The sequence below is a fragment of the Microbulbifer agarilyticus genome, assembly GCF_001999945.1.
In the GTDB taxonomy this organism is placed as follows: domain Bacteria; phylum Pseudomonadota; class Gammaproteobacteria; order Pseudomonadales; family Cellvibrionaceae; genus Microbulbifer; species Microbulbifer agarilyticus_A.
In genome coordinates, this window is sequence record NZ_CP019650.1 from 1,842,615 (window position 1) to 1,863,985 (window position 21,371).

At 45.5% G+C, this 21,371-nt stretch carries 18 protein-coding genes; 17 read left to right on the forward strand and 1 reads right to left on the reverse strand.

Annotated elements, in window-relative coordinates:
- The first annotated feature begins 89 nt into the window (after positions 1–89).
- From Mag101_RS07480 to Mag101_RS07560, 17 genes are all read left to right on the forward strand, one after another.
- A complete protein-coding gene (locus Mag101_RS07480) occupies positions 90–1,136 on the forward strand; it encodes an LPS O-antigen chain length determinant protein WzzB (protein ID WP_077402951.1) in 1,047 nt (348 codons plus the stop codon).
- Positions 1,137–1,308: 172 nt separating this feature from the next.
- Positions 1,309–2,307, forward strand: a complete 999-nt coding sequence (gene pseB, locus Mag101_RS07485; RefSeq protein WP_077402955.1) for a UDP-N-acetylglucosamine 4,6-dehydratase (inverting) — start codon at positions 1,309–1,311, stop codon at positions 2,305–2,307.
- 3 nt (positions 2,308–2,310) lie between these two features.
- A complete protein-coding gene (gene pseC / locus Mag101_RS07490) occupies positions 2,311–3,471 on the forward strand; it encodes a UDP-4-amino-4,6-dideoxy-N-acetyl-beta-L-altrosamine transaminase (protein ID WP_077402958.1) in 1,161 nt (386 codons plus the stop codon).
- Positions 3,468–4,190, forward strand: coding sequence for a pseudaminic acid cytidylyltransferase (gene pseF, locus Mag101_RS07495; protein ID WP_077402961.1), 723 nt, complete (start codon positions 3,468–3,470; stop codon positions 4,188–4,190). Before pseC ends, pseF begins: the two co-directional genes overlap by 4 nt.
- Positions 4,168–5,265, forward strand: coding sequence for a UDP-2,4-diacetamido-2,4,6-trideoxy-beta-L-altropyranose hydrolase (gene pseG / locus Mag101_RS07500; protein ID WP_077402964.1), 1,098 nt, complete (start codon positions 4,168–4,170; stop codon positions 5,263–5,265). The genes pseF and pseG overlap by 23 nt, the downstream gene beginning before the upstream one ends.
- A gap of 1 nt (position 5,266) precedes the next feature.
- Positions 5,267–5,791 carry a UDP-4-amino-4,6-dideoxy-N-acetyl-beta-L-altrosamine N-acetyltransferase gene (gene pseH / locus Mag101_RS07505; RefSeq protein ID WP_198040126.1) on the forward strand — a complete coding sequence of 175 codons (525 nt, stop codon included), beginning with the start codon at positions 5,267–5,269 and terminating at the stop codon, positions 5,789–5,791.
- Positions 5,784–6,842 (forward strand): pseudaminic acid synthase, encoded by a 1,059-nt coding sequence (gene pseI / locus Mag101_RS07510; protein ID WP_198040127.1) that lies wholly within the window; start codon positions 5,784–5,786, stop codon positions 6,840–6,842. The genes pseH and pseI overlap by 8 nt, the downstream gene beginning before the upstream one ends.
- Positions 6,839–7,825 carry a hypothetical protein gene (locus tag Mag101_RS07515; protein WP_198040128.1) on the forward strand — a complete coding sequence of 329 codons (987 nt, stop codon included), beginning with the start codon at positions 6,839–6,841 and terminating at the stop codon, positions 7,823–7,825. The genes pseI and Mag101_RS07515 overlap by 4 nt, the downstream gene beginning before the upstream one ends.
- Positions 7,826–7,920: 95 nt before the next feature.
- Positions 7,921–9,117 carry a lipopolysaccharide biosynthesis protein gene (locus Mag101_RS07520; protein ID WP_077402970.1) on the forward strand — a complete coding sequence of 399 codons (1,197 nt, stop codon included), beginning with the start codon at positions 7,921–7,923 and terminating at the stop codon, positions 9,115–9,117.
- A gap of 232 nt (positions 9,118–9,349) precedes the next feature.
- A complete protein-coding gene (locus Mag101_RS07525) occupies positions 9,350–10,102 on the forward strand; it encodes an acyltransferase (protein ID WP_157520249.1) in 753 nt (250 codons plus the stop codon).
- A gap of 47 nt (positions 10,103–10,149) precedes the next feature.
- Positions 10,150–11,454 carry a hypothetical protein gene (locus Mag101_RS07530; protein WP_077402975.1) on the forward strand — a complete coding sequence of 435 codons (1,305 nt, stop codon included), beginning with the start codon at positions 10,150–10,152 and terminating at the stop codon, positions 11,452–11,454.
- 359 nt (positions 11,455–11,813) lie between these two features.
- The gene (locus tag Mag101_RS07535) at positions 11,814–13,007 is read left to right on the forward strand and encodes a hypothetical protein (protein WP_198040129.1); all 1,194 of its coding nucleotides are present in this window, start codon (positions 11,814–11,816) and stop codon (positions 13,005–13,007) included.
- A gap of 2 nt (positions 13,008–13,009) precedes the next feature.
- Positions 13,010–13,798, forward strand: a complete 789-nt coding sequence (locus tag Mag101_RS07540) for a glycosyltransferase family 2 protein (protein ID WP_232325200.1) — start codon at positions 13,010–13,012, stop codon at positions 13,796–13,798.
- A gap of 1 nt (position 13,799) precedes the next feature.
- Positions 13,800–14,756 carry a UDP-glucuronic acid decarboxylase family protein gene (locus tag Mag101_RS07545; protein ID WP_077402984.1) on the forward strand — a complete coding sequence of 319 codons (957 nt, stop codon included), beginning with the start codon at positions 13,800–13,802 and terminating at the stop codon, positions 14,754–14,756.
- 634 nt (positions 14,757–15,390) lie between these two features.
- On the forward strand, positions 15,391–16,347 hold the full coding sequence (locus tag Mag101_RS07550) for an NAD-dependent epimerase/dehydratase family protein (RefSeq protein WP_077402987.1): 957 nt from the start codon (positions 15,391–15,393) through the stop codon (positions 16,345–16,347).
- Between the two features lie 155 nt (positions 16,348–16,502).
- Positions 16,503–17,543 (forward strand): MraY family glycosyltransferase, encoded by a 1,041-nt coding sequence (locus Mag101_RS07555; protein WP_077402990.1) that lies wholly within the window; start codon positions 16,503–16,505, stop codon positions 17,541–17,543.
- Between the two features lie 66 nt (positions 17,544–17,609).
- Positions 17,610–19,616 carry a polysaccharide biosynthesis protein gene (locus Mag101_RS07560; protein WP_077402993.1) on the forward strand — a complete coding sequence of 669 codons (2,007 nt, stop codon included), beginning with the start codon at positions 17,610–17,612 and terminating at the stop codon, positions 19,614–19,616.
- 54 nt (positions 19,617–19,670) lie between these two features.
- Here Mag101_RS07560 and Mag101_RS07565 read toward each other — a convergent pair whose 3' ends face one another.
- Entirely contained in the window at positions 19,671–21,365 is a 1,695-nt protein-coding gene (locus tag Mag101_RS07565; RefSeq protein WP_232325176.1) for a BatD family protein, read from the reverse strand.
- Positions 21,366–21,371 lie beyond the last annotated feature (6 nt).

Here is a 21,371-nt window from a genome sequence, read left to right on the forward strand (position 1 = left end):
AGTTTTGAATTTTATTCACTGTATTTGATTGTTGTGGTTTTTTTTCGATTTGGCTTTTTAATTTTAGTTTTTGTGTGAAGGGAAAATCGATGGTAGTAGAAAATCTTAATTCGGATCAGGCCGCATCAAGGGATGAGGTTGACTTGATAACTGTGATTAAGGGATTGTGGTCCCAGAAATTGGTGATCATTATGATCACTGTAGGGATAACACTATTAGCCGCTGCTTACGCTTTTCTCAGCAAGCCAATCTACGAAGCAAAGATAGGGGTACTGCCACCGGTACTTAGTGATATTTCTGGGTTTAACCTTGCTCGGGGTGGGAAAAGTGGACTTAAACCATTTACGGTAGGAGAGGTATATGGCCTTTTTGTCCGGAACCTTAAAGCGGAGGAAAGTAGGCGTGAGTTTTTTGAAAAAGTATACGTTCCGTCGTTAAGTCAAGATTTGTTGTCGGGGTCTAAAGATAATCTCTACAGGAAGTTTTCACGAGAGCTGCGAATTAGTGGTGATGATGATATTTTGATCACTGTTCAAGGTGGTGATCCCGTACAAGCCTCTCGATGGGTGAAGCAGTACCTTGAGCAAGTTACTCATAAGTCTGTTAATGATGTTTTGCAGATAACGCGTAGTGAAGTGGAAATGAGAGGTAGTCAAATTCAGGAGCAAATTAAAACACTGCGGATTTTTGCGAAAACACGTAGAGAAGATCGTCTTGTCAGGCTAAAGGAGGCGCTTTTGGTGGCTGACGTGGTGGGTCTTGAGAACCCACCAGTTATCAGTAGTCAGATTACTCAACAGTTGAACGCTTTCATGAACGGCGACTTAATGTATATGCGTGGAACACAAGCTCTTAAGGCAGAGATTGAAACTTTGGAGAATCGAGCTTCCGATGAGCCGTTTATCGTGTCTTTGAGAAATCTGCAAGAGCAATATCTCCTGTTAACTTCATTTCAAGTGAGCCCCGAGAGTGTGGCTGTTTTTCAGCAAGACGGCGCTATTGTTGTGCCTGATGCGCCAGTTAAGCCCAAGAAAGTTCTGATTTTGCTGCTTGGTGGAGTATTAGGTGTCTTTCTAGGAGTGATTGTGGCGCTTGTGAGGTTGGGTATCAAGAATCATTCGGAAGACAAAGTGTAGGGGTTGCTTATAAATTCGCGACTTTTTTATTTTGGAAGTTGAATCGCAGGATTAAATGAGTGCTGTTCGTGAAATGGAGCTTTTTAAATAGAGCCGTTTGGCGAGGGGAGAGTAACCGAAGCAGCACTCTTTGTCTTAAGTGCAAATTTATATTGATGGTAGGAATAGTTGTATGTTTGATAATGCGTCGATTTTAATCACCGGAGGTACGGGATCTTTCGGGAATACCTTTGTACCAATGATACTCGCCAAGTATAACCCTAAAAAGGTCATCATCTATTCTAGAGATGAAATGAAACAGTGGGAAATGGCGAAGAAATTCCAAGGGGACAGTCGTGTACGTTTTTTCATTGGTGATGTACGCGACAAAGATCGCCTTTATCGCGCACTTGATGGTGTTGACTATGTAGTTCATGCAGCTGCTACCAAAATTGTTCCGACAGCAGAGTACAATCCGTTTGAGTGCGTAAAAACTAATATTGATGGCGCGATGAACCTGATTGATGCTTGTATCGATAAAGGTGTAAAGCGTGTAGTCGCGCTTTCAACTGATAAAGCGAGCAGTCCGGTAAACTTGTATGGGGCTACTAAGTTGGCCTCTGACAAATTGTTTGTGGCGGGAAATTCTTATGCGGGTGGTCATGATACTCGCTTTGCTGTGGTGCGCTACGGTAACGTTATGGGGTCTCGTGGATCAGTTATTCCTTTCTTTATGTCGATAAAAGATAAAGGCGTACTTCCTATTACTGATGAGCGCATGACTCGCTTTATGATTTCACTGGAAGAAGGTGTTGAGTTGGTTTGGCATGCTTTTGAAGACATGGAGGGCGGTGAAATATATGTTAAAAAAATTCCCTCTATGAAAGTGACGGATCTGGCTAGCGTACTTGCACCACAAGCAAAGCAAGAGGTCATCGGGATCCGGCCCGGAGAAAAGCTGCATGAGCAAATGATTAGTGCGGAAGATTCTTACTATACCTATGAGTATCCGGAACATTACAAAATCCTACCGGTAATTAATGATTGGTCGAATTGCGAGAAGCGAATTAAAGAAGGAACTAAAGTTCCAGAGGGTTTTGTCTATTCGAGTGATAACAATGGCGAGTGGATGTCAGAGGAGGATTTGCTTGCTTGGATTGATCGTAATTACGATAAAATTGGGAGCATTTAGTTCATGATTCCCTACGGTCGTCAGGATATTTCTAGCGCTGATATAGATGCAGTTGTTGATGTGCTCAAATCTGATTTTCTTACTCAGGGCCCAATGGTGCCCCGGTTTGAAAAAGCTGTTGCGGACAAAGTTGGTGCAAAATATGCGTTTGCTGTTAATAGCGCCACATCGGGATTGCATGTCGCATGTCTAGCACTTGGGCTTAAAGAGGGTGACCGCCTCTGGACAAGTCCAATTACGTTTGTTGCTTCTGCAAACTGTGGGTTGTATTGCGGTGCAAGTGTTGATTTCGTGGATATCGATCCGAGAACATATAATCTTTGTCCTCGTGCGCTAGAGAGTAAGTTGATTGAGGCCGAAAAGCTTGACGTCCTGCCAAAAGTTGTTGTCGTTGTTCATCTGTGCGGGCAGCCTTGTGATATGCAGGCTATCTGGAAGTTGGGGCAGCGCTTCGGCTTCAAGATAATCGAAGATGCTTCTCATGCAATAGGTGGTAAATATCAAGATGAATTTATCGGCTGTGGTAAATTTAGTGATATTACGGTATTTAGCTTCCACCCTGTCAAGATAATTACTACAGCTGAAGGTGGGATGGCGCTTACTAATGACGCCCAACTTGCGCAGAAGCTATCGCTTTTAAGAAGTCATGGTGTCACCCGTGACCCCGAGTTAATGACACAAGAACCCGATGGATCATGGTACTACCAACAAATCGACCTGGGTTTCAATTACCGAATGACCGAGCTGCAGGCGGCGTTAGGGCTCTCCCAGCTTGACAGGTTAGATAAATTTGTACGTCGTCGTCACGAGTTGGCGAGTCGCTACAATGAATTATTGGCTGATTTGCCTTTAGTGACACCATGGCAGCGCGCAGATAGCTATTCCGGCTTCCACCTATACGTAGTTCGTCTAAAGCTCGACGAGTTAACGGCAACCCACAGCCAAGTTTTTGACTCGTTGCGTAAGCAAGGAGTGGGTGTGAATTTGCATTATATACCGGTACACACACAACCTTACTACCAGCGCATGGGGTTTCGACTTGGGGATTATCCTGAGGCGGAGCGATACTATAGTGAGGCAATTAGTTTGCCGTTGTTCCAAACTATGACTGACTCTCAGCAGGACAAAGTTGTGTCTGCTATTCGAGAGACGGTTAATGCATGAAACTAGCAGTTATTCCGGCGAGAGGTGGTAGCAAGCGCATCCCAAGAAAAAACATAAAAAACTTTTGTGGGAAGCCGATGATTGCCTGGTCGATTGAAGCTGCCCTACAGAGTGGTTGTTTTGATCGGGTCATTGTTTCGACTGATGATCAGGAGATCGCGGATATTTCTCAGGAGCTTGGAGCGTCGGTGCCATTTCTACGCCCTGCTGAATTGTCCGGTGATTACGTTGGAACAATCCCGGTGATAAAGCATGCAATTGATTGGTTTAGGGAGCGTGGTGAGGTTGCAGAATATGTGTGTTGTTTGTATGCGACGGCGCCATTCGTAAAAAGTGCAGATATTAAAATCGGCTTGTCTTTATTGACTGACTCCGGTGCAGATTACGCATTCTCTGCGACCAGCTATGGATTTCCTATCCAGCGAGCTATCCGTTTGACTGATTCGGGGCGTGTCGAAATGGCGTATCCCGAAAATTTTAATGTTCGCTCTCAAGATTTAGAGGAAATGTATCATGATGCTGGTCAGTTTTACTGGGGTAATGCAGGGGCGTGGTTACAGGAACGCACAGTTTTCTCTCCAGCATCTGTTCCAGTAATTCTTCCTCGGCATAGAGTGCAAGATATTGACACAAATGAAGATTGGGAGAGAGCCGAGAGGATGTTTACGGCGGGCTTGGCAATGGAGGAAATAGATAGTGAAGGTTTCTTTCCGGGTTGACGCTTCTCTTGAAATGGGAGCGGGGCATGTGATGAGGTGCTTGACATTAGCCAGCAGTCTTCGTGAAAAAGGGGCCGTTTGCCATTTTATTTGTCGTGATAGCCCAGGAAATTTGTGCGATCTCATTCTTTCTAGCGGCTTCGAGCTGACAATACTCTCTCGCGATGTAGACGGCACGAATGAGAACCCTGTCGAATCCATGTCTTTACATCAATCTTGGTTGGGGTGTGACTGGAAGACTGATGCAGAGCAAACACTTGATGTACTAGAAACGCTTCAGCCCGATTGGCTAGTAGTGGACCACTATGCTCTTGATGTTGAATGGGAGGCGTTGGTCAAGCGCTTTGTTAAATTTTTGATGGTGATTGATGATCTTGCAGATCGTCATCATATCTGCGATTTGCTCCTGGATCAGAATTTAGGCCGGAGGCCAATTGATTATGCGAACATGGTCCCATCCTGCTGTACCATGATGATTGGTCCAAAATTTGCTTTGTTGCGCCCTGAATTTTCTGCTCTGAGAGAGAAAAGCCTCTTGCTTCGTTCGAATGCAAGTGTGAATAAAATTCTCATCACAATGGGTGGTGTTGATCACGCGAATGCTAGTGGAGAAGTCTTGAGGGTTTTACAGCGGTACGAATTTCCTCATAAGTGTGCAGTTACCGTAATTTTGGGCTCTCAAGCGCCGTGCTTGGCGAAGGTTCGGAAGTTTGCAAAAAAATCAAGTTTTGATGTGCAAGTTCTTGTTGATGTTGGCGATATGGCAAGGAAAATGACCGATTGCGACTTGGTTATTGGTGCCGCTGGAGGCACCTCATGGGAGCGGGCCTGCCTTGGGGTTCCCTCATTGGTGGTTATTCTTGCAGAAAATCAGCAATCTAGTGCGCGAGCGCTGCAAGAATATGGTGCTTCAAGAGTTGTAGGTTCAATAAAAGATATTCAATCTGCTCTACCTGTGTTGCTAGATGAAATTTCTAATCATGGCGTCTTGGCTGATATGTCTCGATCGGCTGCGGGAATTGTTGACGGGCGTGGAGCCGAAAGGGTTTCCCAAATGATGCTGGAAGGCTTTTAGTGTGAGCAATAATATAGTCCGTAGAATGAAGAGGGATGATCTACGCATGGTGTTACAGTGGCGTAATCATATAGAGGTTCGCCGCTTCATGTACTCTCAGGAAGAAATTAGTTTTCTCGACCATACAAAATGGTTTGAGGCCAACTCTAATAACCCTGATAAAAAATTATTGATTTTTGAGAAGAATGATATCTCTTTAGGGTTTATTAATTTCGATCGGATTCGAAATAGTGATGTCGTAGATTGGGGCTTCTATACCGCTCCCAATGCCCCAAAAGGAACAGGGAAGCGGCTTGGGAAGACTGTTCTTGATTATGCCTTTAAAGGGTTGAATTTCCGAAAAGTATGCGGGCAAGTACTATCTTATAATCAACGATCAATTAATTTCCATCTTAAACTTGGCTTTCGACAGGAAGGTGTTCTAGTGGATCAGTACTTTGATGGACATAAGTATCACTCAGTGGTGTGTTTCGGACTGTTGAGTAATGAATGGAATATGATTCAATGTGGAGAAGAAAGTGACTAAAAATACTCCAATTATTGAAATTTCGGGGCGTCCTATTTCGAGTGAAAATGCACCGTATATTATTGCGGAATTGTCAGCAAACCATAATGGTCGCCTGGAAACAGCGCTTGAGATTGTAGCCGAGGCCAAGCGTGCAGGTGCTGACGCAATCAAGCTTCAAACATATCGCCCAGATACCATTACACTCAACTGTGACTCTAACGATTTCCTAGTTCGGGGAGGGCTTTGGGATGGTCGTAGTCTTTATGAGTTGTATCAAGAAGCGCATATGCCTTGGGATTGGCATGCTCCACTGTTCCAACGAGCAAGAGAGTTGGACATCACGATGTTTAGTTCTCCTTTTGACCATACAGCAGTAGATCTACTGGAGGACCTCGGTGCGCCAGCCTATAAAATTGCTTCATTTGAGGCGGTTGATTTGGGGTTGATAAAGTACGTGGCTGGCACGGGCAAGCCAATGATTATCTCGACAGGGATGGCTGATGCTGATGAGATCCAAGAGGCTATTTCGGCGGCGAGAGAAGGGGGGTGCCGAGAGCTTGCTGTTCTCCTTTGTGTGAGTGGCTATCCAGCGCCTGCAGAAGACTACAATCTTAGAACATTAACTGATATGTCTCAGCGATATGGTTTGGTAACTGGTCTGTCAGATCACACACTAGATAACACAACTGCAATAGCTAGCGTGGTCTTGGGGGCGTCGATTATTGAAAAGCATTTCACACTTGATCGAAACGGTGGTGGGCCTGACGATAGTTTTTCTCTTGAGCCTGAAGAGCTCGCCGCGCTTTGCCGAGATAGTAAAACTGCTTGGAGTGCACTCGGGTCGGTGAACTATGGGCGTAAATCAAGTGAGCAAGGTAATGTGCAGTTTCGTCGCTCGCTGTATTTTGTAAGGGACTTGATCGCGGGTGAGAAAATTACTAAAGACGTAGTTAGAAGTGTTCGGCCAGGTTTTGGTTTGGCGCCAAAATTTATCGACAAAGTTCTTGGGATGAGCGTCAGTAGGGACGTGTCAATGGGTACGCCTGTCTCTTGGGACGTTCTAAAATGAATGATGCAAAGTTTTTCTGGGTTCCATGGCCAACAGTCAGGGTGAAGTTAAACCGCGTAAGGCGGATTTTTCGTGGTTTACACCTGCAGCCTGGCTATACATTGATGCGATGGGTGGCCAGATTTGAGCTTGTTCGAAATGTGGTGAGTTGGGCGCACGGCTTGGTGAATGCCAGAAAGCGCTCTGAGTATCGTCAAGATTGTAAGTTGCGCTTTGAATCAACAGTCTTCAAAGATTTGGATAGCGAAAGAATGGTTCGCGATTTGAATCAGGCTGGAGTCGCGTTTGGGCTGAAACTTCCTAGTGATGTAGTTGATGGTATTAGAAGTTACGCCACTAATGCGGTGTGCTATGCGGACAGAAACCCTGCATGCGGTTTTACCCTTGATACGCGTTCTGATGCCGAATCAAAACTAGAGAAGCCGATTCTTGTTGCTCAGTACTTTAATGCTGCGCGTGATTGTCCTGAGATACAGCAACTAATAAATGATCCTGTAATTCGGGGCGTTGCGAGTGATTATTTAGGCTCGGTTCCAACTTTTGTTGGTGCTAATTTATGGTGGACTTTTCCTGTCGACGCGCTTGACTCAGATAAAGACCGGCATGCGCACTTATACCACCGTGACGTTGATGATTTTCGCTTTTTTAAATTCTTTTTTTATTTGACCGATGTTGAGCCTGGTGATGGGGCCCATATGTGCGTAAAGGGGTCTCATACCCGTCCACCAAAATCTCGTTTTTCTGATAAGTGGAGTATAAGGAGATATACTGATCGTGAGGTAGAAGAGCAATATGCCGGGGGTGACATTCAAGAAATATGTGGTTCTGCCGGTGTCGGATTCGCGGAGAATACTCTTTGCATACACAAGGGTCTCACGCCAACTCGACAGGCGAGGTTAATACTGCAGCTGCAGTTCGCTCTCTTTGACTATGGTGCGATGCATGATAGGCGTCCAGAAGAATCTCTGCGCTTAATAAAGTGAGTAGGCTGTTAATTCAAAATCGACCGATTTCCATTAAGTCGCATGACGGAAACGGTTTTAAGCAGGTTTGGTATGTCCCTTGCCTAGGGTTGGCAATGGGTATAATGATGCTCCGCCCTTTGCTGATGGCGCATTTTTTGGATGTGCAAGAGTTTGCTTATTATGGGGCGGGATTGCTGATCTCGAGCACCTTTTGCATGCTTGGTTGTATTGGGTTGCAGTCACTGCTGCAGCGCGAAATGCCGAAGCAGTTTATGCGTGGTCGCAATATGGCTGCGAATATTCTTTTAGCGCAATGTATTATCGTTGCGTCAATTTGTGCTGTTCTGGGTTTAGTCTTATCTGTTGCTGGTTTTGAGTTCGCTAGTTTAGACCGTGAAGTGATAGCGATAAGCATCTTGCATGGTATGGGACAACAATTGTTCTTGTTGGTCACCGTTGAAAGTCGTAGTAGAGGTGAGACTCTTCGTTATTCAGGCCAGCAGCTGGTTCGTGCCGTTCTGGTAATTGTTTTAGCTGGTTTAGTGGCAGTTACTTTTGATGCTGCAAAGTTAGTCTTGTTGGTAGAAGCGTTGGTTTCTCTCGCTTTATCAGTGAAAATACTTTTGCGAGTGCCCGGAAGCTCGCTAGCTGGTTTCCAAGCTGTGTTCAAGCTGGCGCTCAGTCGGCTTGGATCTGTCCCATGGCGAAGTGCTATAGCACTGTTTGCTGTTATGGTTGTCAGTTTTCTTGTTTTGAATATTGATAGATGGTTAGCAGCGAGTTTTCTGTCTAGTGCGGTATTTGCCCAGTACACTTTTGCTTGGATTTTGCTCTTGGTTGCACAATCGTTACAGGCGATTGTTAATACCTCTGTGTTTCCTTTGATGGCACGAAATTTCGCTAAGAGCGGAAAGGGGATCTGTTTTCGAACGGCAGCTATTGCATCATTTTTACTTTTGAGTCTTGGGACAGTGGCGGCTTGGCCCGCCATTGTGATCATTGAGATCTTAATAGCAAATTATTATCCGGATTATGAAGATTCAACAACCTTGTTAAGCTTCTTTCTATGTGTGGGTATATTGCGCGTTTCCGATTTTTGGTCAAGCTATTTGGTCGTGGTCGGACTTGAGAAGCGTTTGTTGTTTGTGAATTTGTTTGTTGTTTTTTCTGTAAGTGCTGGTTGGTTCGGCTTCAACTGGGCGCTAATTCCAAATGGCTTACAAGTCACAAACTTGGCGACTCTTTTGGTTTGCTTGACAGTGTTTAGCTATGTCGCAGTCTTTGTAACTGCGTTACTTTCCAGGAGGTAACCCCTTGTTCGCGTTGCGTCATCTACGTTCTACTTTCATTTGGCGTTATTGGACAACCTTTAGGTATATCTTAAAAGGGGTCCGGATTTTCCCGTCGACGCAGTTGAGTGGCGTAACGTCAGGCTTTAGGTTCGGCAAGGGATCTAAAGTTGGAGCGAGGTGTAAGTTCGGTGTCATAGGCGAAGGTAGGATTGGTATCGGTAAGAATGTTTGGATCTCCAGTGATGTGGAAATGGAGACAGTAACAGCTTTGTACATAGGTGAGGGCACATCGATTCAGCGTAGATGTACAATCAATGGAAGTGTTCGTGTTGGATTCGGCTGTATATTCGCGCCAAATGTTTTTGTCTCATCAGGCACACACCCTTTTAGGTTTTCTCCTCATTTGCCGATTAGAGAGCAGGAGCGGAGTATTGCCCGTCTAGAGAATAGAGCCAATCTCGATGAACCCGTATGGATTCAAGACGACTGTTGGTTAGGCGTGAACTCTGTTGTTTGTCCAGGGGTTACTGTTGGGAAAGGATCTATTGTTGGTGCAAATGCGGTTGTTACCCAGGATGTCCCTCCATATACCGTCGTCGGGGGTGTGCCTGCTAAAAAAATCGGAAGTAGATTGGATTGGAACCCCAAAAGCGCAATTGATGGAAGTCAAGTGCTGGATTTTCCTTATGTTCTCTCAGGGCTGCTAAGGCCTGCTCATGACGGTATCCCTGCCGGTGTTAAAGCCAATTATGATGTTCCTTTTCATGCAGTGCTCAAGTTGGAAGGATCCTCACAAAATGTTCTCGGTATTCGTTACTTTGCGTCTGAGCCTTTGAACCTATCTTTGTTCGGTGATGTATTGAAGGTGAGTGCAGGGGCTGGATCGCTTGACGTTAAAGTGCCACGTGGCGTGATCAAAGATGGGATATTGGAGTTCGCGCTTATTGTTAAAGACCGCAATTGTTCTGCCAGTATAACCATACTAGAAGCGTGGTGTTCTTGATGAGTTTTGGTCTCCGCACATTTAATTAAGCGAGGGTAGGAGTTGCGATGATAAAGCACTTTGTAATCGTATGGTTTGTTTACTGGTTTGCAATACTAGCTTTACCAGTTCACTCGGTCTATCCCGCGGCTGGGGAGGCCTTTCTCTTGCAGTTTTTATTCGTTGCATTTGTATCGCTAGGATATTTGGCGACACATGCTGTCTTCAACATTGGAAATGTGCCCCGATGGGGAACTGCCGATATTGCTGAAGCAAAGGGGTTGATTGCTATAGCTCTTCTACTATCCGTGTGCGGTACTGCGTTCCTTGTTTATGACAGGATAATCGTACAAGGTGTTGACTACTCTAAAGGGATTGCATTTGCCCGGCAAGAGTGGAGGAAGCTGGGGGAAGCTAGGGGTGGAGGTGTATCCTCAGTATATAGCGTGTTGGGTTATCTATTTTCTAGTGGCTATTTTGTGGCTGGCATACTTGCGGTAAGTGTTAAAGCTAAATTGAGCCAGAAATTTAGATTTATCTCATTGTTTTGTGTCTTCGCATTGGTATTGGTTAATTCTTTGATTGCGGGTGGGCGCTCAAATATATTGTTACTCGCGGTTCTTATTTTTGCTGCCATTTCATCGCAAGGTGGGTGGCAATTAAAATTATTTATTCGTAGCTATTTCGTGCGTACATTAATTGTGTTCCTGGTGGGAATCTCTGCAATGTATACGCTTTATGTATTTTATGAGCGAGCATCTGCTAGCAACATGGATGCCGTTGAGTATGTAAATAATTTCTTGCCATATTTGGGGTTGGAGTTCGATTCTTGGTACAGGGATTTTCTGAATGATAATTCTTGGGCTTCATTCTCAGCGATCCCTGTATTGGCGGGTAGCTATCTCACTCACAGTTATTCTACTACTGCAGCAATAATTGACAGTGTGCATGAGGATAAGGTAATTGTTTTCCTTCATGCGATGAACCTTTTGAATAAGTTGGGATTGGCAAGTGCTCCTGATAGCTCTTGGTTCTTAGCTGGCCGGTTTCCTTCATTACCTGGCGCCCTATGGTATCAGTATGGAGTTATAAGTATCTTTCCCGGTGCTATTTTTCTGGGTGTCATTTCTGCATTGGTTAAGTATTTGTATGTTTCCAAGCCCAGCAGTATTACTCGCCTGGCTGGGTATATTTCTATGTACTCTATTCTGGTTGTTTCTCCGCTACTTTTTGTCCTCGATTTTATGAGCTTTCCTTTTCTAGTGTTATCGTTCGCTCAAATCATTGCTTTGAGATTCATCGCAATATCTCTCAGGGTTGTATTTAGAAAACCTGCGAAGCATTTTGAGTTGTCGGATTTGAGGTCTTGCTAATGAAAGTTGGTTTTGCAAATTTATTTTCCTTTAGGCCGCACGTTGAGCACCTATACTACCTTTCGACCTTATTAGAGAGGGCTGGCTGCGAGATACATGCTCTGACTTGTGATGCATCGGTTTCCAATTGTTACCCGAGAGCAATTAAGGGAACTAGTAAGTTAAGCGAGTGCACAAAATGTATACTAGGTGGTGTCCGAAGCTATCCATTTGGGTCTATTACGTCGATATCAAAATCAGCACAAAGTTTAGATCGTGCTGTTTTGGATGGTTTGACGTTATCAAGTTCATGCACTCTGAATCGGACTGAATCTGAGGCGGAGTGGGATGATCCAGATGTCGTGGCTACGCGGGAGAGTTTGTATGAACCTGTCGATGCTACTTTTGAGAGCGCACTATCTTGGATTCAAAGCAAAAATTTAGATGCTGTTATATGTTTCAATGGGCGGATGGATCTGACTAGAGCTGTAACTCATGCGTGCGAGCAAGCCGGTATTCCCTTCGTTACTCATGAACGTACATGGTTCGGCGATGGCCTGCAGCTTGTCCCTAATGCTAATTGCCTTTCACTGAAAGCTCTTAGTGAGATGGTCGAACAATTTGACGACAAACCGCTGACACATGCTCAGGCTCGCATAGCGGGAAAGCTTGCGGGCGAGCGTTTTCTGCAGCGAAACTCGCTCGAATGGCGACTTTACAATCAAAACCCGGAACCTGCTCCGTGGCCATTGCAGCCTAAGGGAGTGAAAGTTTTGGTTTTGCCTAGTAGCAAAAATGAGTTTGCTGGTCATGATGAGTGGAAATGTGAATGGGAAGATAATACGCAGGCGCTCGATGATCTATTCAAGGAATTCTCAATAGAACCTAATCAGGTAGTGGTTCGTTGTCATCCGAACTGGGCTGAAAGTATTGGGAGGGCCGTTGGTGATCGGTCTTTACAGCGCTATAAAAAATGGACGAAAGAAAAGGGGATCTATTGTATCTCCAGTGAGGAGAAGGCGAGTACATATGACTTGATTCAACAGGCAGATGTGGTCGTACTAAACGGTGGGAGCTCGGCTGTGGAGGCTGGTGTTTGTGGGAAGCAGGTAATCTGCTTGGGTCCCTCTACATATCAAGCTGCTGGTTTTGTTCGTGTTTTTCGTAGTAGGGATGAGTTGAGAAGCCCGTCAGCCCATATTGACTTAGATCCAGAAACTGTAGTGCGCAAAACGCTCCGTTTTCTATATCTTCGATCACATCGTTTTGCTCAGTTTGTGGAGTATGTGAGGGCAGTAGAAACGACTCGGTACAGCTATTTCGAGGGCGGTGATCCCCAGCGGCTTGTCTCGATGTTGGTTTCTGGTGAGCTTAAAGCAGATGATGCTACGTACGCTCAGGATACTGTGGGGGAGGATCGCGTGATTGAAGCCCTACGGTTAAAGAATTGGGGTGAATTAGCGGACTATCAAATTGATAGGCCAATGCTCCAGCCACTTAATGTTGAGAGAAGAGTAGGGCTTCGGTGGATTGATGGGTTTAGGTCTCGATTGCCTAGAGGAGATAGAGGTTGAGTGTGGTAGAAAACGGGTTAGTCTCAATTGTTACGCCGTCATATAATGCCGGGCAATTGATAGGTCGGACTATAGATGCTGTTCTACAGCAGACTTACTCAAAGTGGGAGCTAATTGTCATTGATGACTGTTCCAGCGATGACACCCGTGATGTTGTTAGTGCATATGCGAGTTTAGATTCAAGGATCAGGTTGGTTGCATTAGAGAAAAACAATGGTGCACCAGCAGCTCCAAGGAATATAGGGGTACAACAGGCAAGAGGGGAGTGGGTTGCTTTTCTAGATGCAGATGATATCTGGCATCCAATGAAGCTTGAATTGCAACTGGCCGCAATGCTTCGGTCCCAAGTTCGGTTCAGCTGTACGCAAATGAGTGACTTTTCGGACGAATCTACTTTGACTTTTGTTGACCCTGGTAAAGTAGGTGTTGAGGTCGTCAGTTTTAGTAGGCAACAGGTTAAAGGGCGTATTCCAACATCAAGTGTTATTGGGTGCCGGAATTTGTTTTTAGATTTTCCTTTTAATGAGGATGCGCGCTATAAGGCGGTAGAAGATTACCACTGTTGGTTGAGGATTCATGAGACTGTGGGTGACAGCATAAAGCTAGCCTATCCATTGCTTAGCTATCGAAAGGTTCCAGGACAAATTTCTGGTTCCAAAACCTACATGCTTGAGCGTATGTTTATGGTCCACCGTGAATACCCTGGCACGGGGAGAGCCCGGGCAATTTTATTTACGTTAACCCATGCGTTGGGTGCGATTTATTTTCGAATATTAAAAAAAGGTTTGTAAAATGAAAAAAGTACTGGTGACGGGTGGGGCTGGATTCTTGGGGTCGCACTTGTGCGAAAAACTTTTGGACGCTGGGAACGAAGTGCTTTGCGTAGATAATTTCTTTACAGGAGCGAAGCGCAATATTGCACACTTGTTACCTAATCCATATTTCGAGTTAATTCGGCACGATGTCACCTTTCCATTGTACGTGGAAGTCGATGAGATATATAACCTTGCTTGTCCCGCGTCACCAATACATTATCAGCATGACCCTGTCCAAACACTGAAAACAAGTGTGCATGGTGCCATTAACATGCTTGGTTTGGCAAAACGTGTAAACGCGAAGATCTTTCAGGCGTCAACTAGTGAAGTATATGGCGATCCGGAGGTTCATCCCCAGCCAGAAAGTTATTGGGGTAAGGTTAATCCTGTTGGAATTCGTTCTTGCTACGACGAAGGGAAGCGCTGTGCTGAGACTCTGTTTTTTGATTATCACCGTCAGCATGGTTTGCTAATAAAGGTGGCAAGGATTTTCAATACCTACGGACCAAGAATGCATCCGAATGATGGTCGCGTGGTGAGTAATTTTATCGTTCAAGCCTTGAAAGGTGAAGATATTACAATCTATGGGGAAGGGCAGCAAACACGAAGTTTTTGCTATGTAGATGATTTGGTAGAAGGTTTCGTTCAGTTGATGTCAACGGATGATAATGTGACCGGCCCATTAAATCTTGGCAATCCCAATGAGTTTACGATTAGACAGCTTGCCGAGCGGGTGTTGGAGTTGACAGGATCTTCTTCCAATTTGATTTTTAAACCACTTCCCCAAGATGATCCGCAGCAGCGACAGCCAGATATCAGTAAAGCCCACGCGCTACTCGATTGGCAGCCCAGAATTATGTTGGATAGCGGCCTGCAAAAAACAATTGCATATTTTGACAAAATTTTGTCAGAAGAGAGTCTGCCGGTCGTTTGATGGTGTTTCTAGACAATGTGTCGCGATCGAGGGTGATGTTTGCTCGGATCTAGAGCTCTTGAATGAAGATGTTATAGAGGCTTCGCTTATCTATTGTTCATTGGAGCTGTTGTCGGGACAGCTTCCAATAGTGCCTGCCATGGATCTCCGTATCTTTCTGTTTACATCCTTGGTTGCGGAGCCAAGTATGTGTTTGTCTTAGGCAGTATTGGCTAGCGAAGGTGTGGGTGTGTTGTGTCATATTGCTCGATGTTTCTGTTCAAAACCTTTTCAGAAACTGTTTTGAACTATGAATCTTGTGTTAAAAGCATTTGCGGTTGTATAAAGGAATTTTTAGGGGCGGTCTTGGCGAAACTTTTCCTGAGGTGTCGTGTCTCGGATGTCGATGTGGTAGGGGTGGGGAAGCGACTTTGTCAAGATCTGTGGTGCGCTTCACTTGGTGAGCCTCTGGCTTGTTCATAAGTTGGAGCGCGACAGGCTTGCTAGGCCATTTAGTCATAGCTGCCCATCTAAACATTAAAACTTCCGTTGATGTATATAGGTGCGATTTGTAAATTGCGTAGTGTCTCGACGTGCGGAATTTTGTATGTGCCATTGCGTGCTTGAATGAAGCTATGGGTGGTTAGGTTTTTATATGGATAAGGTACTGGTTTCAGGGGCAAGTGGTTTTATAGGTAGAGCGCTTTGTCAATATTTGGTTTCGCGGTCATTCGAGGTTCACGGTATAGTTCGGAAAAGGCACGTTGCTATAGAGAATGTGAATCTTATCAACTTAGATTTGGAAAAGTCGGAAAATATACATGTCGCTTGTGAGGGTGTTGATTGCGTTGTGCACCTGGCTGGGCGCGCACATGTGTTAAATGATGATGCGCGAGATCCTTTGGAGGTCTTCAGAAGAGTTAACGTTCATGCTAGTTTGCGACTTGCACGTGCGGCGATTAAGTCACGCGTGCGACGGTTTGTTTTTGTAAGTTCTGTTGGTGTAAATGGGGCGGAATCCTCGTTGTATCCCTTTGCTGAGTATAGCGAGCCAATGCCTCATGCAGACTATGCTATTTCCAAGTTTGAGGCAGAAGAAGAGTTAAAGAGCCTTTTTTCTGGTGCGGAGACTGAACTTGTTATTATTCGCCCTCCGTTGGTATATGCTGCTGATGCACCTGGAAACTTTTCTCGACTTCTTAGGGTAGTCGCTACTGGTTTTCCTCTGCCGTTCGGAAGCTTAAATAACCAGAGAAGTATTGTTTCGCTTGAAAATTTGATTGCCTTTATTTCACTTTGCATCGAACATCCGGCTGCCAAAAATGAACTTTTTTTGGTGTCTGATGGGAGTGATGTATCCACAACGGATATCGTTAGGCTTCTTTCGCGTGGCATGGGTAAAAAGAGTATTTTGATACCTGTACCTGATGTATTGTTGAAGATGGGTGCTAAATTGCTTGGTAAAAAGTCGCTCTATATTCAACTTTGTCGTTCTCTACAGATTGATTCTTCCAAGGCGGAAACGCTGCTTGGCTGGAAGCCTTTGTTGGGTGCGGAAGAAGCACTGGTTGAGACAGGCAAGCGCTTTATTAATAAAAATACTCTCAGTTAATTCAATGCGCCTTATAGGGAAAGTTTGCAAGGGGCCTAAAATGTTGTCGATTTTCATTGGCAATGCTAAGAGAAGGTCTGATCGGTATGTGGGTATCATATGTGGGATTCACACTTAATTTGATATGTCTTTCTGAATTATATGGAAAGTAAAATATGACGATTTGGTGGTTGCTGGCTGTAGTTGTCGGCGTTTCGTTTTTTGCTACAGGCGCGTTGCGTCGCTATGCACTGTCTCGTAGCTTGATGGATATACCGAATTCACGTAGTTCACATTCGGTGGCGACTCCTAGAGGGGGGGGGGTAGCGATTGTTTTTGTTTTTTCCGGTGTGTTACCGCTACTGGCCTGTATTGACGTTTTATCTTGGGGAAATACATGGGCACTTTTAGGCGCAGGCCTAATGGTTGCGATTATTGGTTTCTGGGATGATCATGGTCACGTCCCGGCTCGGTGGCGTTTATTGGGGCACTTTGTGGCTGCTTTCTGGGCCTTGTTCCTCATAGGCGGCATGCCTCCATTATATATGTTTGGTGTTGAATTCAAATTGGCGTGGCTTGGTCAAATCTTGGGAGCTATTTATTTGGTTTGGTTGCTTAACCTGTACAATTTTATGGACGGAATAGACGGGATTGCCAGCGTAGAAGCGATTTGTGTATGTGTTGGCGGGGCCTTGTTGTATTGGGTAGTTGGATCTCCTAATTCTGACTATTCTTTGAGTTGGCTTGTTCCTGTTGTTTTGGCTGCCGCAGTGGTGGGCTTCTTTTTTTGGAATTGTCCGCCGGCTAAGATATTTATGGGTGACGCTGGTAGTGGGTTTCTTGGTATCTCCTTGGGGGTTCTGTCTCTTCAGGTTGCATGGGTTGCGCCACAACTATTCTGGAGTTGGTTAATTTTGTTGGGTGTGTTTGTGGTGGATGCCACTTGGACGCTAATTTTCCGTTTTTTTCGTGGTGACAAAGTTTATGAGGCGCATCGGTCTCATGCATATCAACACGCTGCACGAATATTTGGGAAGCACTCTACAGTGACGTATTCTGTCGTAGTGATTAATGTTTTTTGGTTGTTTCCTATAGCGTATATGGTCGGATTAAAAAGTTTAGATGGCTTGCTTGGTTTGATCCTTGCGTATCTGCCGTTGGCTTTTTTTGCGGTAAAGTTTAATGCTGGAAGTCGTGAAGCTGATTCTTCCTGTTGACGTTTGAGCTGAGCTGTATGTGGTTTGCAATTCAATCGTTTTAGTTTTATGTGGAGAGACGGGGTAATGGAAAGTCTACGGGTTTGGCTGGTAGGGTTGTCACGCCGAAATAAGCGTCTATTGCAGGTTGGTGTAGATATAGTGTTAGTTTGGCTGGCGCTATGGCTTTCATTTGTTGTGCGCTTAGGTTTGGATGACCTTGTCAATCCGCTTGCTGGCCATGTGTGGTTGTTCATGTCAGCTCCAGTTATTGCAATCCCGATTTTTATCAAGCTGGGGATGTATCGCGCGGTTATGCGATATTTTGGTAAGGACGCGTTGATAGCGATCTTTAAGGCTGTTTCTCTATCTGCGCTTATTTTGGCGTTGCTGGTGTACTGGCACAGAGATTCCCCACTGGTAGTGCCTCGTTCTCTTGTATTTATATATTGGTGGTTGAGTCTTGTTTTATTGGGCGGTCTTCGACTGGCTATGCGCCAGTATTTTACGGGTAGCTGGTATGAAACCACTGCACGAGTTCCGTTTGTTCGTCGCGAAGATCGATTGCCAAGGGTAGCCATTTATGGCGCAGGTGCAGCGGGCAATCAGCTGGTAGCTGCGTTACGCTTAGGTCGTGATATACGCCCCGTTGCTTTTATCGATGACGATATTGGTATCTCTAACCGGGTTATTGCTGGATTGAAGGTTTACAAGCCTAAGCATATCCAGCAAATGATTGAAGATACCGGTGCACAAGAAATTCTTTTGGCAATTCCTTCGGCTCCCCGTGCTCGTAGGAGAGAGATTCTCGAATTACTTGAAGACTTTTCGATACACGTTCGTAGTGTCCCGGGCTTTATGGATTTGGCTAGCGGACGTGTCAAAGTGGAAGATGTACAGGAGGTTGATATCGCGGATCTACTTGGTCGTGACATTGTGCCTCCGCAACCTGTTCTTTTTGAGCGCTGTATTCGCGGCAAAGTAGTGATGGTTACTGGCGCTGGTGGCTCGATTGGTTCGGAGCTTTGTCGACAGATTGTAGCTACTGGTCCTACTACGCTTTTATTGTTCGAACATAGTGAATACAACTTATACAACATTCATGCCGAACTTGAACAGAGAGTTCGCCGAGAGGCCCTTAAATTGCGCTTGATTCCAATTCTGGGTTCTGTCCGCAATCCAGTCAAATTGGTCGATTTGATGCGCACATGGAATGTCAATACGGTTTACCATGCTGCGGCTTATAAACATGTGCCGATGGTTGAGCATAATATTGCTGAAGGTGTGCTGAACAATGTTTGGGGTTCGCTGCACGCAGCTGAAGCAGCGGTAATGGCCGGAGTCGATAATTTTGTGCTGATCTCTACCGACAAAGCGGTCCGCCCGACAAATGTCATGGGGGGGACTAAACGCCTCGCGGAAATGGTGTTGCAAGCCTTGAGTACAGAGACTGCTCCTGTATTGTATGGTGATAAAAAGGAGGCAATACATCATGTCAATAAAACGCGTTTCACAATGGTTCGTTTTGGTAATGTATTGGGCTCTTCCGGTTCCGTAATTCCACGGTTCCATCAACAAATAAAACGTGGTGGCCCTGTAACGGTAACTCACCCAAACATCACGCGCTATTTCATGACGATTCCGGAGGCTGCACAGTTAGTGATTCAGGCTGGAGCTATGGGGCAGGGCGGTGATGTTTTTGTGTTGGATATGGGGGATCCGGTTAAGATTGTCGATCTCGCAGAAAAAATGATCCATTTGAGCGGACTTAGTGTAAGCGGTGACAAGGCACCTGGAGGCGATATTGCGATTGAATTCACAGGTCTGCGTCCGGGTGAAAAGCTATACGAGGAACTTCTTATTGGCGACGATGTTAGCCCAACGGACCACCCGATGATTATGTGTGCAAATGAGGAAAGTTTGCCTTGGGACTTGTTCAAAGTTGTTTTGAGCAAGCTTGCGGACGCCGTTGAGAAAGATGACTACGATCGTGTAAGGCAAATTCTCAAGGAAACTGTAAGTGGATATACCCCTCAGGAAGATATAGTTGATTGGGTGTACCAAAAGCGTTCATCTAAACCTGAACGTGTATGATGGTGGATTCACTGAGCTGATTGTTTGTTGTAATTAGTTGTTTTTCGGCATGCGTCATTTCCCCCTGTATAGGGGGGCAAGGTATGCTTTTGTCGCAGCAATGCCATTTTTTTGTTTGCTAATTAAGAGGTTCACCAAGATTTTTAATTGCTGTCTATTTAAAGGTTTTGGTGGCTCTTTATAAGCTGCCTCATTTAATAGTTTTACGAACTGGATGATTTCCTCACCCCCTGTTCTGTTTGCTATATCCGTCAAATTTAGTGAGCTGGTTTGTGGCCAATGCTCACTTGTCCAATCTCGTAATGCAAATATAATTTCTTGCGGGCTTCCACTGTCAATTAGCTGGTTTAAGTTAGTCGGTACCACGGGCGTTTGTTTGTTCCTATCTCGACCGTTGCTCGACTGGCTAATTGATGTCCTTTTTTGGTGAAAAAGATAAATCAGCCAGATTAGGTGTGAGGCGATTGCGGCAATCGCAATTTTTTGCCAAAACCCTGGTTCCACCCTTTTGGAATTTATGGTTTGAGCGTTTTCTGTACGTGGTGTTTCAACCCTAGATTTATTTAGGTTTGAAGGGCCCGTGACATTAAACCGGAACGCAGGTAACTGGGTAGCACGCTGACGTCCAGTTTTGGTATCCCACCAAGTTATCGTTATTGCAGGTAGTCGAAAACTTCCGGGCTTGGTGGCAACAATCGCGGTAGTTTCGATACGGCTACCTGTAATGCCGTTTGTGCCTGATTGATCTTGTTGCTGGGGTTGATCTGGATAGGTTTTAAGTCCCTCAATGTTCAGTTTCGGAAGTGGAGGGAATTGTGCTGCGCGAAGCCCTTCCGCTCGTAGGGTGATGATGCGAGTAATCGGCTCACCCACCTTGAACTCCTCCGGGTCCTTGGACCAGCTCTGTACAAGCCCAAGGCCGGCCGTAGGAAGCCAGTGGCTACCGCTATAGCTATCGGGTTTGGGCTCAACCTGTATGGTTTTTGCTTCGGAGCGCAGGCGAATACGTTGTGCGTTCCGGTTAAACAGCGAGAAGGGGTCTCTTCTGCCAGTGACGGCAACGTAGTTCAGTGATGGTATTTGCAGCTCGCCGGAGCTCTCCGGGAATACGGCGTAGGTAAGTTCGTAGACAGCATGGCCGACACCATCGATTCTGCGCTCGAACCGCTGTTCATCAACTTTTTCGACGTGGGCGCCGGGGATCTGTAACGGGTCGGTTGCGATATCGTGGAGGCCTACGGTGGTGTATAGGCGGACCTTTACCAGTAGTTGTTCCTGAACAAAGATTTTTTCTTTGTTGGTTTCCACTTCCAGAAAGGCTTTGCGGTTTTGGCCTGCTGGGGCTTGCCCTGCCTGATTTACGGTGATGGGGATGGCATCGGACACTTCACCGTGCAGGTGCAGGGATGGCACAAATAGCTTGCCTTCCTTGAGCGGGGCGAGGATTACGGTCCATTCTACGAAGCTTTCGGCTCGACCGTTGATTACCCGGTATTGATTGGACTGCTGGCGTGAGAGGACTTCGAAGTCCTGTTCCAGAAGGTTGAAGTCCGGTTGGCCACCGCTTTGTTTACCGCTGTAGCGCAAGGTAAGGGTGAACGTTTCGTTGATGGCGAGTTCGTTACGGTCGACGGAAGCTGTGAGATCCTGAGCATTGGCCACACAAGCTATGGTGAGCAGAAGTAGGGCAGTCAGCCCCTGGGCTAGCTGTGCCTTCAGGTCTTTGATCACAGACATCTGGTCGATCATCTTGGT